The sequence below is a fragment of the Streptomyces cinnabarinus genome, assembly GCF_027270315.1.
Taxonomy (GTDB): Bacteria; Actinomycetota; Actinomycetes; order Streptomycetales; family Streptomycetaceae; genus Streptomyces; species Streptomyces cinnabarinus.
On sequence record NZ_CP114413.1, the window covers coordinates 7,187,787 to 7,204,069 of the forward strand.

The 16,283-nt window shown below is 70.5% G+C and carries 13 protein-coding genes; 8 read left to right on the top strand and 5 right to left on the bottom strand.

All coding sequences use genetic code 11. The annotated features are described in order from the left end of the window. Window position 1 precedes the first annotated feature (1 nt). Window positions 2-3,205, bottom strand: a complete 3,204-nt coding sequence (locus STRCI_RS32515) for a tubulin-like doman-containing protein (protein WP_269662530.1) — start codon at window positions 3,203-3,205, stop codon at window positions 2-4. Between the two features lie 81 nt (window positions 3,206-3,286). Next, the gene (locus STRCI_RS32520; RefSeq protein WP_269662531.1) at window positions 3,287-5,596 is read right to left on the bottom strand and encodes a VWA domain-containing protein; all 2,310 of its coding nucleotides are present in this window, start codon (window positions 5,594-5,596) and stop codon (window positions 3,287-3,289) included. A gap of 497 nt (window positions 5,597-6,093) precedes the next feature. Between STRCI_RS32520 and STRCI_RS32525 the strand changes: the two genes are divergently transcribed. Then, on the top strand, window positions 6,094-6,489 hold the full coding sequence (locus tag STRCI_RS32525) for a guanyl-specific ribonuclease (protein WP_269662532.1): 396 nt from the start codon (window positions 6,094-6,096) through the stop codon (window positions 6,487-6,489). A 60-nt stretch (window positions 6,490-6,549) separates the two neighbouring features. Here the strand turns inward: STRCI_RS32525 and STRCI_RS32530 are convergent, their stop codons facing one another. Then, entirely contained in the window at window positions 6,550-6,750 is a 201-nt protein-coding gene (locus tag STRCI_RS32530; protein WP_269662533.1) for a hypothetical protein, read from the bottom strand. A 190-nt stretch (window positions 6,751-6,940) separates the two neighbouring features. Between STRCI_RS32530 and STRCI_RS32535 the strand changes: the two genes are divergently transcribed. After that, window positions 6,941-8,176 carry a sensor histidine kinase gene (locus tag STRCI_RS32535; RefSeq protein ID WP_269664705.1) on the top strand — a complete coding sequence of 412 codons (1,236 nt, stop codon included), beginning with the start codon at window positions 6,941-6,943 and terminating at the stop codon, window positions 8,174-8,176. A gap of 97 nt (window positions 8,177-8,273) precedes the next feature. Next, complete coding sequence (locus STRCI_RS32540) at window positions 8,274-9,314, top strand: hypothetical protein (protein WP_269662534.1); 1,041 nt, start codon at window positions 8,274-8,276, stop codon at window positions 9,312-9,314. A 14-nt stretch (window positions 9,315-9,328) separates the two neighbouring features. Here STRCI_RS32540 and STRCI_RS32545 read toward each other — a convergent pair whose 3' ends face one another. After that, on the bottom strand, window positions 9,329-10,360 hold the full coding sequence (locus tag STRCI_RS32545) for an aldo/keto reductase (RefSeq protein WP_269662535.1): 1,032 nt from the start codon (window positions 10,358-10,360) through the stop codon (window positions 9,329-9,331). Between the two features lie 86 nt (window positions 10,361-10,446). Here STRCI_RS32545 and STRCI_RS32550 point away from each other — a divergent pair, with 86 nt between their 5' ends. Then, window positions 10,447-11,127: a response regulator transcription factor gene (locus STRCI_RS32550; protein ID WP_269662536.1), complete on the top strand. Its 681-nt coding sequence runs from the start codon at window positions 10,447-10,449 to the stop codon at window positions 11,125-11,127. 185 nt (window positions 11,128-11,312) lie between these two features. Here STRCI_RS32550 and STRCI_RS32555 read toward each other — a convergent pair whose 3' ends face one another. Beyond that, a complete protein-coding gene (locus STRCI_RS32555) occupies window positions 11,313-12,335 on the bottom strand; it encodes a Gfo/Idh/MocA family oxidoreductase (RefSeq protein ID WP_269662537.1) in 1,023 nt (340 codons plus the stop codon). A gap of 129 nt (window positions 12,336-12,464) precedes the next feature. On the opposite strand from STRCI_RS32555, the gene STRCI_RS32560 reads away from it, so the two are divergent. From STRCI_RS32560 to STRCI_RS32575, 4 genes are all read left to right on the top strand, one after another. Further along, the gene (locus STRCI_RS32560) at window positions 12,465-13,202 is read left to right on the top strand and encodes a GntR family transcriptional regulator (protein ID WP_269664707.1); all 738 of its coding nucleotides are present in this window, start codon (window positions 12,465-12,467) and stop codon (window positions 13,200-13,202) included. Window positions 13,203-13,371: 169 nt separating this feature from the next. Continuing rightward, window positions 13,372-14,385: a sugar ABC transporter substrate-binding protein gene (locus STRCI_RS32565; protein WP_269662538.1), complete on the top strand. Its 1,014-nt coding sequence runs from the start codon at window positions 13,372-13,374 to the stop codon at window positions 14,383-14,385. Further along, window positions 14,382-15,413 carry an ABC transporter permease gene (locus STRCI_RS32570; protein WP_269662539.1) on the top strand — a complete coding sequence of 344 codons (1,032 nt, stop codon included), beginning with the start codon at window positions 14,382-14,384 and terminating at the stop codon, window positions 15,411-15,413. The genes STRCI_RS32565 and STRCI_RS32570 overlap by 4 nt, the downstream gene beginning before the upstream one ends. Next, a complete protein-coding gene (locus STRCI_RS32575) occupies window positions 15,410-16,180 on the top strand; it encodes an ATP-binding cassette domain-containing protein (RefSeq protein ID WP_269662540.1) in 771 nt (256 codons plus the stop codon). Before STRCI_RS32570 ends, STRCI_RS32575 begins: the two co-directional genes overlap by 4 nt. Window positions 16,181-16,283: the final 103 nt, after the last annotated feature.

The following is a 16,283-nucleotide window of genomic DNA, read 5'->3' on the forward strand; positions in this document are numbered from 1 at the left end:
GTCACTCTCCCCGGGGGTCCTTGGTCTGGTCGGCGCCGGCACCAAAGCGCCGGTCGTGCACCGGGGGCTGGTAGTGGCCGGACGCGGGCTGGAAGGACTGGTGGAGTTTACGAAGGGTCCAGCCCGACATCCGGTGCGTCCGTGGGAAGGGCAGGTCGATGGCGCCCGGCAGGGTCTCGTTCCAGAAGGCGGTGAGGTCGGTGAAGCCGGCGGGCCGTTGTCCGTCCTCCTGTTGGGCCATCACTTCCAGCAGTCTGCTCTGCTGCGGCGCCACCTCATGGACCAGCGTGTGGAACAGTCCGTGCGGGGGGATCGGCGATACCTCAAGGCCCAAGGGGGTGGTGGTCATCAGCTGCTCGCAGAACGCGTTGCGGATTCCACCGCTGTCCTCGGCCAGCGTCCATGCCTCGTACGCGCGCAGCAGGTTGCCCCAGCTGGACAGCCCACCGCCGGGGGCGTCGAGCGGGCAGACCATGGCGGCGGAGTCCCGGTCCTGCAGACCGATGCGGATCCGGCGCGGACTCGTGATGTCTCCGAAGACCTGGACCTGGTTGTTCCATATGGCGCACAACAGCCGGTGCAGGATGTGCCTCCGGTCCGCCACCGTGCCCATCAGGAAGTCGTAGCCGTAGCCGAGCCGCTGACGCCATCTCAGGTGGTCGCCGGGCTGTTCCGCGGCGAGTGCCTCGGCCCACAGGGTCAGGGTCTCGCGCACCTCCGGCACCTCGGTGAGACTCATCGAGCTGCGGAAGAGCACCACCGTGATGGACTCCGTGGACACCGGCCGGAACTCGATCTCGCGTTCGCTGTCACGCGGCAGCCGCATCTCGCGTTCCAGGAACCTGCGTACGGTCGCGTCGGAGGACGTAGCCGGATACACGATGAGCACCTTCAGCCGACCGCTTCCCTCCGGCGAGAATCCGACCGGCAGCAGTGAGGCCAGTTTGTGCCGGCACTGCTCCAGTGCGTCGTCGCCGACCTGTCCGCCACCGCCCGTGGCCGCCTCGGCCAGCAGAGTGCCCAGCCGCGGCAGCAGGGGGCGCTCTTCCCGGTTGCCGGGTTCCACGAACAGCCGCTTGATCCGGTGCTGGAGTTGATCCTTGATCACGTGTACCGCGCGACGGGGTTCGGCTCGCGCCTCGCCGAATGCGGCCCGCCATTGCTCGGAGCTCACCAGGCGTCCCAGCAGGGCCTGTTCGTCCTCGGTCTCGCGCAACCCCTCGGCCAGCAGCAACCGCCGTACCACCGCCTCGTAGAAGGAGGCCAGGTCCGCCTGGGCGGGCAGGAGATACGACACGCCCGTGCGAGGCCGGTAGAGGTGGCGGGTGCGCTGACTGAAGGAGGCGTGCTCCTCGTCGGCCTGTTCGCGGAACGCGGCGACGAGGGCGTTCAGCTCGGACTTGACCCCGGCCAGGGTGCGGTCCCAGCGCGCCGCATGGTCGGCCCAGTGGCGGTGCCAGGTACGCCGGGACTCCCATTGGTACCAGGTGTCCTGCTGTTGCAGAACGGCGGACACCTCGGGGTCGGTCCACTTGGCTTTGACCAGCCCGCCCATGCGGTCCCGGATTCCCTGTGGTTGCGGGGGACCGGTGGTCAGTCCGGGTGGGCGCTCGGGCTCACGGCGCCGGTTCTCCAGCAGACCGGCGAAGCCGACCCGCTCCAGCCGGTCCTTGGCTCCAGGGTCGCCGAGGACAACGTGGTGGAGCTCCATGACGTCGCACCGGCCCAGCAGTTGCCGCACCCCGCGCACCGGGTCGAATCCCGCCGCCAACTCGGCGACAAGTTGCCGCAGTTGGCGATCCAGGTCGCCCAGGGCGTCCTCCATCGCGACTTGCCGGGTGGCGAGCGCGTCGAGGATGGCGCGGGCTCCGGTGACAGGGCGGGGCTCGTTGATGGGCAGACTGGTCCGGCCCCACAGAGGGTCGATGTTCGAGGCGGTGAAGAACTCGCGGACGAGTTCCCGTCTGGAGCCGTCAGGCGGGCGGGGCGCCGCGTCCTGCCGACGCAGTGCGGTGGCCTGAAGTCGCGAGGCGAGAAGCTCCGCCAACTCGTCGACCGGCACGGTCATGGAGGCGACCAGGCTCGTGGACACCCCCCGGTGGCCGATTCCGGTCGGCGCGATGGCCGCGCGCTCCACGTTCGTGTTGATGAAGGAGTCGGCGAAGGACTGGTAGAGGTGGTCACTGTCGTGCGTGCGGCCGTCGTCGTCGCCGAGTTCGGTGCCGAGCAGCGACATCATGAGCGAGACGACACTGCGGTGCAGGTCCTCGCGCTCGATGCCGGAGGTACGGCTGAACAGGAACGCCGTCTGCGCGGTGGAGGGGCGCAGCCGCACTGCCAGGCCGCCCGGGTACTCCAGGCGGAGCTGCCCCTGGGTGCCGACGTCGTCCAGGTTGTCCTCGGCGTCGGGTGCGTTCTGGTCGTCGACCAGGCGGAACAGGTCCACCAGCGCGCGGCCGGCGTTGAGCCGTGCGGCCCTGCCGCCGCCGCGCCCGTCGTCGAAGGCGGACGGCATCAGCACCAGCGGGTAGATCTTCACCCGGTAGTGGGCTTCGTCGAAGGCCTGCCCGATCAGATGCAGATAGTCGTAGAAGATGCCCGAACCCGTGCCGCCGGCCACCGAGAAGGCCACGAACACGTCGCAGCTGTCGGCCAGTGTGCCCCCCAGCGACGTCAGATCACCGCCCGACTTGCTGATCATCGAGATCGCCTCGCGCAGCGGTCCCATGGCCGCGCCGAGGCCACTGCGGAAGGTCTCGAACAGCGCCCCCCGACCCACCGTGGGCAATTGTCCCGCGCCCCGGATCAGCGGTGCGACGCGTGGCTCGCTGGCCCGCGGTGGCAGCCATGTGCACAGTGGCCCGGGCAGATTGGTCCGTAGGCTGCGGGCCACCTCGGGATAGGAGTCGAAGCGCGGCAGCAACCCGAAGGTGGCGTGCGAGGTCCGGCTGTACGCGGCCTTGAGCGGCCCGTCGGCGCGCATGTGCGGCAGGCGGTTCAGCTCGGCCTCGTTGAGATCGGCGTACACGAACTGCAGACAGTCCGGCAGTTGGTACGGCAGCAGCTGTCGGCCCCGGAGCACGGGGAACAGGGCGGTGCCGTCCGGCCCGCAGAGCGCCTCGCGCAGCCGGTTCTCCAGTTCGGCGCCGATGAGGCAACCGGTGCCCCCGAGGCCGACGAAGAGCATCGGCTGATAGATCTTCACTGAGCCTCACCTCGAGGGGACATGGCGTACGCGCGCGGTGACCGGGTGGATGGTCCGCGAACCGTGCGGACGCCTCGCGCGTCAGAAATCGTCGTCATAAGGCCGCCGTGTTTTCAGCGTGGTGTTCTGGGCGGCCGACTCGCGCTTGCCTCGGATCTGTCGCGACCGTCCCTCGGACCGCTCCTTCGGCGCGGTCCTCTCGGCGCCGCGCGCGCCACGTCCGGTGGGAGACGATCGCGCCGAGCGAGCGGCGGGACGGTGGTCGGCGAAGCCGAGGGAAAGACCGTCGGTGAGAGCGGAGCGCTGGTTGCGGGGGACGACGAGTCGCTCGCCACCCGCCAGCCGGACGACGAGTCCGCCGTCGGCGGTTCGGCGTACCCGATGGCGGCCCGGGGAGTCGTCCAGCAGGAGCCGCTGGTTGCCGCCCGTGGCCGCACGGAGCGAGAAGCCGAACTCGGGGCCGGCGTGGGCGGGTGCCCGCAGCCGGCTGAGCTCCATGTCGCCGCGGTACAAGATCAGTTGGATGTCCGAGGTCTCGCGGGCCCGGCGCCGGTCCTGCCAGCGCAACCCCAGCAGCACCGCCAGGGCCAGGAGCAAGGCGGCCGCGGCGCCCACTTGCCTGTCGTACCGGTCGAGGAAGCCGGGCACCGGCACGACCCGGACCGTGACGAAGGTCTGCGTCAAGACCTGGCCCGATGTCTCGTCCCGCACCGTCAACCGCCCTGACACTGCGCCGAGCGCCGCGTCCTGCCCGAAGTCGAGCCGCAGGGGCAGGCGCACGGCCTTGCCCGCGGCGACCGTCATCCTCTGTGGGCCCACGGTGAGCGCGCTGCCCGAAGAGCCGTCGTCCAGCGTCAGGCTCAGACGGTGCTCGGAGTCGTCGTCGTTGCGTAGTTCGACGCTGCCGTGCGCGGTGTCACCCGGGTGCACCTCCCGGTCCTCGAGGACGATCGCGCCGGTCACCAGCGGTGCGGAGGTGGCCAGTCGGGTGGAGTACGGGCTCAGGTCGCCCGCGATGCCCTCGCCGAGCATCAACCCGGTGAAGGACACCGCCCCGGTGGCGGTGCGCGGTACGGTGATGCGCGCCGAGAACTCACCGTCGTGTGCCTGGGGATCAGGTCCTTCACCGTCGTCCGTCAGGCGCACGGTGCGGGCCGGGAAGCCGGTGCCGGTCAGTTTCACCGACACTCTGATGCCGGCCAGTTGCGCGCGCTCGGTGAGGACGACGCCCTGTCGGGTCTGGAGCGTGACGTGGGCCGTGACCTGCTGTCCGGCGGTCGGGACGGGCGGGGAGACCAGGATGTAGGAGCGCAGGACGCCCTGCCAGATCGCGGTGGCCGTGATCCGTTGTGCCGACGCCCCGTCGAGCACCTGCACATGGACCCGCCAGGTTCCGGGGTAGGGATTGCGGATGCGCAGCGCCTCCACCGGCCCGGACTGGCCGACCAGTTCGAACTCCGAGCCGTGGGCTCTGCCGTTCAGCGGCACCTTTCGGCCGCGCGGGTCGTAGTACGTCACCGCGACGCCGTCCGGGTTCTCCTTGATGACGTCGATGGTCCCGTCCGTCGCGACCGGCGGGATCGTCACCTCCAGATCGGCGCTGGACGACACCGACGCCGTGTCACCAGGTGTCGTGCGCGCGCAGCGTGCGCCCGCGAAGGCGGTGAGCAGGACCTCGGCCACGTCGGCGGAACCTGCCGTGACACGCGCGGTGGGGCGGGCGGAGGGCAGATCGGCGCAGCGGCTCTGGTAGCCGCCCGCTGCGAGCGCGTCCAGCTGCTGCTTGTCGATGGCCGAGCCGAAGCCGAGGGGCCAGATCTGCACCTCGTCCGCGCGGGCCTGTTCGATCCTCTTCTTGAGCGCTTTCCGAGCGTTGGCATTGCGCGCATCGGGATCGTCGCCGTAAGCGGGGCTGTCGCTGACGTCGAGTTGACCGTCCGTCAGCAGGAAGACGATCTTCGGGGTGCTGTCCTCGCTGCCGGAGAGGAGCGACAGCGCCTGCGCCAGGGCCGCGGGGAAGTCGGTGCCGTTGCCCTCGGCGTCGGTTCGCCGGTGCAGGCCCGAAACGCAGGCACTCAGCCGCTCCCGGCCGGCCGCGTCCACCCGGGTCAGCGGGCACACGGTGTCCACGGGGGCCTGTCCGGACCGTGTCACGCTGCCGAAGCCGACCACGGCCACGCGGGACTTCTCGGAGACCTCCCCGAGCGCCAGCACCGCGGCGGCCGCACGTTCCGCGGCGACGTCCGCCTTCGACAGACTCCCGGACTCGTCGACCAGGACGACGAAGTCGACCGGGCCGGGACGCAGGGCCCCCTGATCATCCGTGGCGTGGGCCGGCACGGGAATGGCCGACGGCAGCAGCGCCAGTAATAGCGCGCAAATCACTCTCACCGTGCTCGGCAAGCCGATCAACGGAAATGAGACGGGACGTAATGAGTCTCGCGAAGTTGGGCTCCGCCGTTTCGACGAAGGGCTGGAGGCGCCCGTCATCATCGGACCACCCCCCTGGGACCCCGCTAGACCGTGCCAGTAGTTGTAGCACCAGGCGGTGGCGCCCGTAAGGGTTTGACTTAATTGGGAAGAGCCCCGTTCGTTGATCAAATGGAAATTGAACAGAAAGGCGGCGGGTGTTCGAATTCCATCGATGTCGGAAGGTGATTCGGAATCCTCGTTTCCATATCTGTTCGATTTGAATGCGAGTCACCCGCTCCTATTGTGGCGTCGCGCCCGTCGCGCCCGTCGCTCCGGTTCCCGTCGGCCGCGGTCCGCTCGGCGCCGGGAGTCGTCGGCGTGGCAGGTTAACTCCCTGAAAACTTCTCGGACTTGCCGGGAAAATCTGTGAAGTTGTCATTGACATGTCAGCGTCTACGCGCGTCATCATGGTGCGCATGAGATTCCCCCCACGGACCACTCGTATCGGCGCCGCAGTCGCGCTCCTGTCCGCCGTCCTGCTGGGCGGTACCGTCACCGCGACCTCGGCGACCGCGGCCGCCACCGCTGTCGGTGACATTTGCTACAGCGACCTGCCCTCCCAGGCGTACACCACGCTCAACCTGATCGAGCAGGGCGGACCCTTCCCGTACTCGCAGGACGGATCCGTCTTCTACAACCGGGAAGGCATTCTGCCCAGCCACTCGTCGGGCTACTACCACGAGTACACGGTCAAGACGCCGGGCGTGTCCACGCGCGGTGCTCGCCGGATCGTCACCGGTCAGGCGTACGAGGAGGACTACTACACCTCCGACCACTACGCCTCCTTCGACCTGATCGACTACGGCTGCTGAGCCGAGCGATCACGGTCGGACCCGAGGAAGGGTGCGACCGGCCGGAGGTCCGGTCCGGGTTCAGCCGGGCTTCCGGCTCTCGGCCACCGCGAACAGCGCGAACGCCAGGACCAGCAGCGTGACGCTCGCGTAGATCTCGTAGCCGTCGAGGAAGCCGAGCTTCTGCACCAGGCCCCAGTCCCAGTCGGTGAACTCGTGCAGCAGACCGGCGACGCCCTGCACCAGGGCGAGGAACCCGAGAACTTCCAGCAACTGCTTCATGGCACCACCCTCGCCCCGCGGTCCCCCCGCGCACATCGGCCGTGGGGCGGGGCGGGGCCGACGGAAGTCCGCCCTTCCCCCGCTCCGCCGCGCCGAAAGTCGGCGATGCCGCGACTTTGGTCGACGATCTCGCCTCAGGGGCGGTGCCGCGGCGCGGGTCTGCGTAGATTTGTCGACCGTGAGTGGTGAGATGCCGGGCCCCGAACCGCAGCCCTTCGTGGCGCAGCGCTGGCTGCTGCCCTCGGCCGTGGTGAAGGAACTCGACCCCGAAGGCGAACGCCCGGGGCGGCGGCACCGGCGCACCGCGCGGGACTGGGTCGTCGACTTCAGCTGCTTCCTGGCGGCCGTCTGCGTCGGCCTGCTCACCGCCGACGGCATTGAGCAGGAGCACCTCCCCGAGGCCGTCGCCGCCCTCGACCAGGTGCTCGGCGCGCTGGCCTGCGCGGCGGTCTGGCTGCGCCGCCGCTGGCCGCTGGGGCTCGCCGTGGCGATGATTCCGGTCAGCTTCCTCTCCCTCACCGCGTCCGGCGCGGCCCTGGTCGCGGTGTTCACCCTCGCCGTGCACCGGCCGTTCCGCTACGTGGCCTGGGTGAGCGGGATCGCGCTGGCCCTGACCCCGCTCTTCTACTGGCTGCGCCCCGACCCCGATATCCCGTACGGCTGGACGCTGGTCCTCGGCGTGGTGCTGAACGGCGCCGTCGTCGGCTGGGGCATGTTCGTCCGGTCGAAGCGTCAGCTCATGCTCAGCCTGCGCGACCGGGCGCGGCGCGCCGAGACCGAGGCGCAGTTGCGGGCCGAGCAGGCGCAGCGGCTGGCGCGCGAGGCCATCGCGCGGGAGATGCACGACGTCCTCGCCCACCGGCTGACGCTGCTGAGCGTGCACGCGGGCGCGCTGGAGTTCCGGCCGGACGCGCCCCAGGAGGAGATCGCGCGCGCCGCCGGGGTCATCCGGGAGAGCGCCCACGAGGCCCTCCAGGACCTGCGGGAGATCATCGGCGTACTGCGGGCGGGGGACCGCGACGACAACAGCCGTCCCCAGCCCACGCTCGGCGCGCTGGAGTCGCTGGTCGCCGAGTCCCGCGAGGCCGGGATGAAGGTCGGCCTCGACAACCGCGTCACCGATCCCGCGACCGTCCCCGCCTCCGTGGGCCGCACCGCCTACCGCATCGCCCAGGAGGGCCTGACCAACGCCCGTAAGCACGCCCCCGGCACCGAGGTCACCGTCACGGTCACCGGCGCCCCGGGCGACGGCCTCGACGTGCGGGTGCGCAATCCGGCGCCGGAGCGCGAGGTGCCGCATGTGCCCGGCTCCGGGCAGGGCCTGATCGGGCTGACCGAACGGGCGACGCTGACCGGCGGCCGGCTGGAGCACGGCCCGACGGCGGACGGTGGTTTCGAGGTGCGGGCCTGGCTGCCCTGGGGGTGACAATTGCGGCTGTGGTGAACCCGGTTGACTAGGGTGGTGCGGCTGTCACACCGTTGAGCGGCGCACAGGCCGCCGGCACCGGAAGGAAAACCGCACAGTGAGCTTCGGGGGACCGTACAACCCGTACCAGCCACCGCCGCCGGGACCACCGAACGGCGGACCGTACCCGCCGCCGCCCCCGCAGGTCCCGCCCCAGCCGTACCCCTACGGCTATCCGCCGCCCCATCCCCATGTGCCGCCGCCGCAGCCCCCGCCCACCACGCTGCTGGGCGGTCTTCGGGGCCTGCGCGATGCCGAATGGCCGCCGCTGCGCGTGCTGTTGCGGGGCGGGCGGACCCGGGTCCACGGCTGCGCCTGGGCGTTGCTCCTCATCCCCTGCACCTGGTTCGTGACGCTGCCGCTCATGGCCGGGTACGTCTTCGCCCGCTCCGCCCGCAGCCGGGCGCACCGGCTCTTCCCGCCGAACGGACACCGCCGTATCGAGGATCCGGACCTGATGCGCGTCCAGCGGGTGCGGGCCTGGACCGCGGTGGTCATGTCCGTCGGGCTGCTGGTGATGTACGGCAAGCCGGAGGACATCAGCGAGGCACAGCAGCAGTACATGATGCGCATCGCCGTCACCCCGCCGCTGCTGCTCCTGAGCGCGCCCCTGGTGATCGCGTTCCTGTTCCGCATGGCGTCGGCGCAGACCAAGGCCGAGATGCGGCCCCGGGTGCGGGCCGCAGGGAAGTCGGCCCTGTGGTACGTCGGCGCGGTGACCGCCGTACCGCTGTGCTTCGTCGGGATCGCCCTGGCCCAGAACAGCAGGCCCGTCACCCCCGACGGCGGTTTCCCCTGGCTGGAGTTGGGGCTGACGCTGCCGGTCTTCTGGCTCGTGTTCTTCCTCTTCTTCGCCACCGGGCCCGCCGTGCGCACCGGGTTCAACTCCGCGGGCGTGCACGCCGCGCTGCCCGCCCTGCTCACGCTGGTGCTGGTGTGGGAGTTCGCGCTGATCAGCCTGGCCGCGGGCGGACTGCCGCCCGGCCCGCCCGTGGTCCAGGCGCTCGCCGTCCTGGCCGGTCCGGCCTCGGTGACGGCGGTGGTCCGCTGGGAACTGCACCGCCTGCGCACGCGCTACGGCGTCGTCCTGCGGGCCTGAGGGCTTATCAGCGCTCAGGGGAGGCGGCGGGGCACCACGCGCTGTCCCGCCGCCCCGTACACCCACTTCGACGTGGCGTCGATGAACTCGGCGGGGAAGCCGAGGCGGAAGCCGGTCGGCTCCTCAAGCCTCGTCATCAGCTCGGCGGGCAGGGTCAGTCCGGCCGCGCCCAGGTTGTCGGCGAGCTGCCCGGCCCGCCGGGCGCCGACGATCGGATGCACGGCGGCGGAGCGGGTCATGGTCCAGGCGAGGGCCACCTGCGCCGGGGAGACGCCGAGTTCGTCCGCCACCGACCCCACCGCCCGCGCCACGGCGTGCTCCCGCTCACCGACCGCACCGGCGTCCAGCCGCGCGGGCTCGCCCCCGCCGACACCGCCCGGCCGGGTGTACTTGCCGGACAGGATCCCGCCCTGGAGCGGACTCCACGCCGCCACCGACAGGCCCAACGCCTCGGCCATGGGCAGCAGTTCCCGCTCGACGTCCCGGTTCAGCAGGCTGTACGGCACCTGGAGTCCGGCGAACTCCGTCCAACCCCGCAGCTCCGCCAGTGTGTTGGCGCGGGACACCAGCCAGGCCGGGGCGTCCGAGACGCCGATGTAGAGGACCTTTCCGGAGCGCACGGCGTCGTCGAGGGCGCGCATCGTCTCCTCGACCGGGGTGTTGGGGTCCCAGATGTGCACCCAGTACAGGTCGATGTAGTCGGTGCCGAGCCGGCGCAGGCTCGTCTCCAGCGACCGGGTCAGGTTCTTGCGGTGGTTGCCCGCGGCGTTGGGGTCCTCGCCGTCGCGCGTGCAGGTGTACTTGGTGGACAGTACGAACCGGTCGCGCCGCCCCTTGAGGAGCTCGCCGACGATGCTCTCGCTCTGCCCGTCACCGTAGTTGACGGCGGTGTCGACGACGTTCCCGCCCGCCTCGGCGTAGGTGTCGAGGATGCGCGCGGCCTCCTCCCGCGGTACCCCCACTCCGCCGCCCTCGCCGAAGGTCATGGCACCCAGGAACAGTTCGGACACACGCAGGCCGGTACGGCCCAGAAGCCGGTAACGCAAGGAGATCCCTCTCGTCGGTCGCTCGGTTCGGCAATCTAGCCCGACCGTGCGTCCCGCGCCCCGGCAACCATGATTAGTTAAGGTCCATGACTGCGATCAGACTGCTCCTCGTCGACGACGACCCGCTGGTCCGGGCCGGTCTGTCCCTGATGATGGGCGGCGCGGACGACATCGAGATCGTCGGTGAGGCCGCCGACGGCGCCGAGGTGGAGGAACTCGTCGAGCGCTGCCGCCCGGACGTCGTGCTGATGGACATCCGGATGCCCGCGATGGACGGCCTCACCGCCACGGAACGGCTGCGCGGACGCCCCGACGCCCCGCAGGTGGTCCTGCTCACCACCTTCCACGCCGACGAGCAGGTGCTGCGCGCCCTGCGCGCGGGCGCCGCCGGGTTCGTCCTCAAGGACACCCCGCCCGCCGAGATCGTCGACGCGGTGCGGCGGGTCGCCGCGGGCGATCCGGTGCTGTCGCCCACCGTGACCCGCCAGTTGATGGAGCACGCGGCGGACGCCGCCGCCGACACCCGCCGTACCGGCGCGCGTGACCGGGTCGCCGCCCTGAACGACCGCGAACGCGAGGTCGCCGTGGCGGTGGGCCGGGGACTGTCCAACGCGGAGATCGCGACCGGCCTGTTCATGAGCGTCGCCACGGTGAAGACCCATGTCTCCCGCATCCTGACCAAGCTCGGCCTCAACAACCGGGTGCAGATCGCCCTGTTGGCCCATGACGCGGGTCTGCTGGAGGAATCCGGGGAGAACGGGCACTAGCTGGGGGCGCCGTCCGTTGTCCGGGTGGCGGGCAGGTGTGCGAGGGGTTCCGGAGCGATCCGCATCCGGAGTATGCCCGCCTGCGCGCCCTGGGCGCGCCCCTGGCCCGGCTGGAGGCACGCACCGCGATACGCGCGCTGCATGCGGAGCCTGCCGGTGCGGTGGCAGGCGGCACAGCCGCGGTCTCAGATCCGGGCCGCCTCGTGACCGCCCGGGAGCTCCGCCAGCCGGACCGGTCTTCGCTCCCGCCGGGAGAGTTCGCAGGCCTCGGCCACGCGCAGCGCCTGAAGGGCCTCGCGGCCGTCGCAGGGGTTGGCCCGCTCACCCGTGACCACCTCGACGAACGCCACCAGTTCGGCCTCGTAGGCGGGGCCGAAGCGCTCCAGGAACCCGGGCCAGGGCTTGTCCGCGGCCGGTGGTCCGGTCGGCTCGGTGGAGGCGATCGGGGTGCGGTCGTCGAGGCCCACGACGATCGTGTCCCGCTCCCCGGCCAGCTCCATGCGCACGTCGTAGCCGGCGCCGTTCAGCCGGGTCGCGGTGGCCGTGGCGAGCGTCCCGTCGTCGAGGGTCAGCACCACCGCGGCGGTGTCCACGTCGCCCGCCTCGCGGAACATCGCGCCACCGGCGTCCGACCCGGCCGCGTACACCTCGCTGACCTCGCGCCCGGTCACCCAGCGCAGTACGTCGAAGTCATGGATCAGCGTGTCCCGGTAGAGCCCGCCGGACAGCGGCAGATAGGCGGCCGGGGGCGGCGCCTGGTCGCTGGTGAGCGCCCGCACGGTGTGCAGCCGCCCGAGCCGCCCCGCGCGCACCGCCTCCCGGGCCCCGGCATAGCCCGTGTCGAAGCGGCGCTGGAAGCCCATCTGAAGGATCGTTCCGGCACTCTCCACCTCGCTGATCGCCTGGAGCGTGCCCGGCAGATCAAGCGCGATGGGCTTCTCGCAGAACACCGGCAGCCCCGAACGCGCCGCCCGGCCGATCAGCTCGGCGTGGGCCGAGGTCGCCGTCGTGATCACCACGGCGTCCACGCCCCACCGGAAGATCTCGTCCACCCCGGGGGCCGCCGTCTCGCCCAGTCGCAGGGCAAGCTCCGCGGCCCGCCCGGGATCGGCGTCCGTGAGGATCAGCGAACCGACCTCCCGATGCCGGCTCAGTGTGTTCGCATGGATCGTGCCGATCCGGCCTGTACCGATGACTCCGATGCGCATGGGACCAAAGTGCGGTCGCATCCGGCGCCCTGTCAATTCGTATGTCCGGACAATCGAACTACACGACTTCCCGTCAACCGGCCACGGAGCTACGCTCGCCCCGTGCCGAAACCAGAAGTGGACCCGACCGTGTCGCTCGACCTCACTGTGGACCGGAGCAGCCCGGTGCCGTTGTACTTCCAGCTGTCCCAGCAGCTGGAGGCCGCGATCGAGCACGGCGCCCTCACCCCCGGCAGTCTGCTCGGCAACGAGATCGAGCTCGCCGCACGGCTCGGTCTCTCCCGGCCCACCGTCCGGCAGGCCATCCAGTCGCTGGTCGACAAGGGTCTGCTGGTCCGCCGCCGCGGTGTCGGCACCCAGGTCGTGCACAGCCAGGTCAAGCGCCCCCTGGAGCTCAGCAGCCTCTACGACGACCTGGAGGCGGCCGGTCAGCGCCCCGCCACCAAGGTGCTGGTCAACACCGTCGTCCCGGCCTCCGCCGAGATCGCGGCCGCGCTCGGTGTCACCGAGGGCAGCGAGGTGCACCGGGTGGAGCGGCTGCGCCTCGCGCACGGCGAGCCGATGGCGTACCTGAGCAACCATCTGCCCGGCGGACTGCTCGACCTGGACAACGCCCAGCTGGAGGCGACCGGCCTGTACCGGATGATGCGCTCCTCCGGGATCACCCTGCACAGCGCGCGGCAGTCCATCGGCGCCCGCGCCGCCACCGCCGCCGAGGCCGAGCGGCTCACCGAGGCCGAGGGCGCCCCGCTGCTCACCATGCAGCGCACCACCTACGACGACACCGGCCGGGCGGTCGAGTACGGCGATCACCTCTACCGGCCGAGCCGCTACTCCTTCGAGTTCCAGCTCCTCGTACGGCCGTAACCGGCCCCGCTGGAAAACCCGAGCTCGTCGCAATGTCCGGACAATGCGACCGACTCGCCCTCCCCGGTCACCCGGCGCGTGATCCCTGTGTTTGATACTGGGGCGTTTGGGGCTGGTGAGGACACCGGCCCCTTGCGTACGTCAGGCACAGCAAGAAGGGCACGGCCTCGTGGCACGGTTGAGGACCTGGACAGGAATCGCGCTGGCAGGGGCACTGTGCGCGACAGTCCCATGGATGGCCGGTTGCAGCAGCACCGGCGGCAAGCGCGCCGAGGACGCCCGCAAGGCCGCGGCGGCCCAGGGCAGGGCGGCGGTGAACACCCCCCGCTGGACTTTCGCGATGATCACCCACTCGGGTGATGGCGACACCTTCTGGGACATCGTCCAGAGCGGTGCGGAGCAGGCCGCCGTCAAGGACAACATCAACTTCCTCTACTCCCACGACGACGAGGCCCAGCAGCAGGCCCAGCTCGTCGACGCGGCCGTGGACAAGCAGGTCGACGGGATCATCGTCACCCTCGCCAAGCCCGACGCCATGAAGGCCGCCGTGGCCCGCGCCCGCAAGGCCGGAATCCCGGTGATCACCGTGAACTCCGGCTCGGCGGAGTCCGAGGACTTCGGCGCGCTCACCCACATCGGGCAGGACGAGACCATCGCCGGAGAGGCCGTCGGCGAGGAGCTGAACGCGCGCGGCCGCAAGAAGGCCGTCTGCGTCCTGCACGAGCAGGGCAACGTCGGCCACGAACAGCGCTGCGACGGCATCAAGAACACCTTCGACGGCACCGTCCAGGACCTGTACGTCACCGGCACGAACATGCCGGACGTCCAGTCCGCCATCGAGGCCAAGCTCCAGGCCGACAGCTCCATCGACTCGGTCGTCACGCTCGGCGCGCCGTACGCCGACACCGCCGTCAAGGCCAAGCAGGGCGCCAGTAGCGACGCCGAGATCGACACCTTCGACCTCAACGCCAAGGTCGCGGCCTCGCTCCAGGACGGCACCCTCGGCTTCGCCGTGGACCAGCAGCCCTACCTCCAGGGCTACCAGGCCGTGGACCTGCTGTGGCTGTACAAGTACAACGCCGATGTCCTCGGCGGCGGCAAGCCCGTGCTCACCGGCCCGCAGATCATCACCAAGGACCAGGCCGCCCAGCTGGAGGAGTACACGCAGCGGGGCACCCGATGAGCGCCGGCACGGCCGACACCCGGCTCATCGAGACCTCCGCGCTGCGCAAGCTGCTCGGCCGCCCCGAACTCGGCTCGGTGGTCGGCGCGATCGCCGTCTTCGTCTTCTTCGCGTTCGTCGCCGACGGCTTCCTGCGCGCACCGAGCCTGAGCACGGTCCTCTACGCCTCCTCCACGATCGGCATCATGGCGGTCCCGGTCGCCCTGCTGATGATCGGCGGCGAGTTCGACCTCTCCGCGGGCGTCATGGTGACCTCGTCGGCCCTCGTGTCGTCGATGGTCAGCTACCAGATGACCGCCAACACCTGGGTCGGCGTCGGGGTGTCCCTGCTGGTCACCCTGGCCATCGGCGCCTTCAACGGCATCATGCTCACCCGCACCGAGCTGCCGAGCTTCATCATCACGCTCGGCACCTTCCTGATGCTGACCGGCATGAACCTCGGCTTCACCAAGCTGATCGACGGCACGGTCTCGACGAAGTCGATCGCCGACATGGAGGGCTTCTCCAGCGCCCAGGACGTCTTCGCCTCGACGCTCACGATCGGCGACGTCGACTTCAAGATCACCATCCTGTGGTGGTTCGGCCTGGTCGCCCTCGCCTCCTGGATCCTGCTGCGCACCCGCGCGGGGAACTGGATCTTCGCGGTCGGCGGCGACCAGGACGCGGCCCGCGCGGTGGGCGTCCCGGTCGCCAAGACCAAGATCGGCCTCTACATGGGCGTCGCGTTCGGCGCCTGGATCTCCGGCCAGCACCTGCTCTTCTCCTACGACGTCGTCCAGTCCGGCGAGGGCGTCGGCAACGAGCTGATCTACATCATCGCCGCCGTCATCGGCGGCTGTCTGATCACCGGCGGCTACGGCAGCGCGGTCGGCTCGGCCGTCGGCGCGTTCATCTTCGGCATGACCAGCAAGGGCATCGTCTTCGCCGAGTGGAACCCCGACTGGTTCAAGTTCTTCCTCGGAGCGATGCTGCTCCTCGCGACCCTGCTCAACGCCTGGGTCCGCAAGCGCGCGGAGGCCACCAAGTGACGCTCGTCGAGCTGGCGGACGTCAGCAAGCACTACGGCAACATCCGCGCCCTCGAAGGCGTCTCCCTGGAGGTCAACGAGGGCGAGATCACCTGCGTCCTGGGCGACAACGGCGCGGGCAAGTCCACGCTGATCAAGATCATCTCCGGGCTGCACCAGCATGACGGCGGTGTCCTGCGCATCGACGGCGAGGAGACGAAGCTGTCCTCCCCGCGCGAGGCCCTAGACCGCGGCATCGCCACGGTCTACCAGGACCTGGCCGTCGTACCCCTGATGCCGGTCTGGCGGAACTTCTTCCTCGGCTCCGAGCCGCGCAAGGGCAAGGGCCCCTTCAAGCGCATGGACGTCGACCACATGCGCCGCGCCACCTGGGCCGAGCTGCGCGACATGGGCATCGACCTCCGCGACGTCGACCAGCCCATCGGCACCCTCTCCGGAGGCGAACGCCAGTGCGTGGCCATCGCGCGGGCCGTGCACTTCGGCGCCCGGGTCCTGGTCCTGGACGAACCGACGGCGGCGCTGGGCGTCAAGCAGTCGGGCGTGGTCCTCAAGATGGTGGCGACGGCGAGGGACGAGGGCCTGGGCGTTGTCTTCATCACACACAACCCGCACCACGCCTATATGGTCGGCGACCGCTTCGTCCTGCTGAAGAGGGGCACGATGGTGGGCAACCACACCCGCGGTGAGATCACTCCGGACGAGCTGACGAGACAGATGGCAGGCGGAAACGACCTGGACGATCTACGCCACGAACTGGAACGCACCTAGGGGCGCGGGGAACTGCGCGACAAGCCACATACGGCCTGTAGACGGCGTACATCGTGAACCACCCCATTGTTTCCCTGTACGGCACCGGGGTCGGCGGTGAGGC

Bases quoted from the DNA above. Each gene is read 5' to 3' on its own strand.
- STRCI_RS32535 (WP_269664705.1), top strand. From the start codon at position 6,941: ATGCCGGGCCCCGAACCGCAGCCCTTCGTGGCGCAGCGCTGGCTGCTG.
- STRCI_RS32570 (WP_269662539.1), top strand. From the start codon at position 14,382: ATGAGCGCCGGCACGGCCGACACCCGGCTCATCGAGACCTCCGCGCTG.
- STRCI_RS32530 (WP_269662533.1), bottom strand. From the start codon at position 6,750: ATGAAGCAGTTGCTGGAAGTTCTCGGGTTCCTCGCCCTGGTGCAGGGC.
- STRCI_RS32555 (WP_269662537.1), bottom strand. From the start codon at position 12,335: ATGCGCATCGGAGTCATCGGTACAGGCCGGATCGGCACGATCCATGCG.
- STRCI_RS32525 (WP_269662532.1), top strand. From the start codon at position 6,094: ATGAGATTCCCCCCACGGACCACTCGTATCGGCGCCGCAGTCGCGCTC.
- STRCI_RS32550 (WP_269662536.1), top strand. From the start codon at position 10,447: ATGACTGCGATCAGACTGCTCCTCGTCGACGACGACCCGCTGGTCCGG.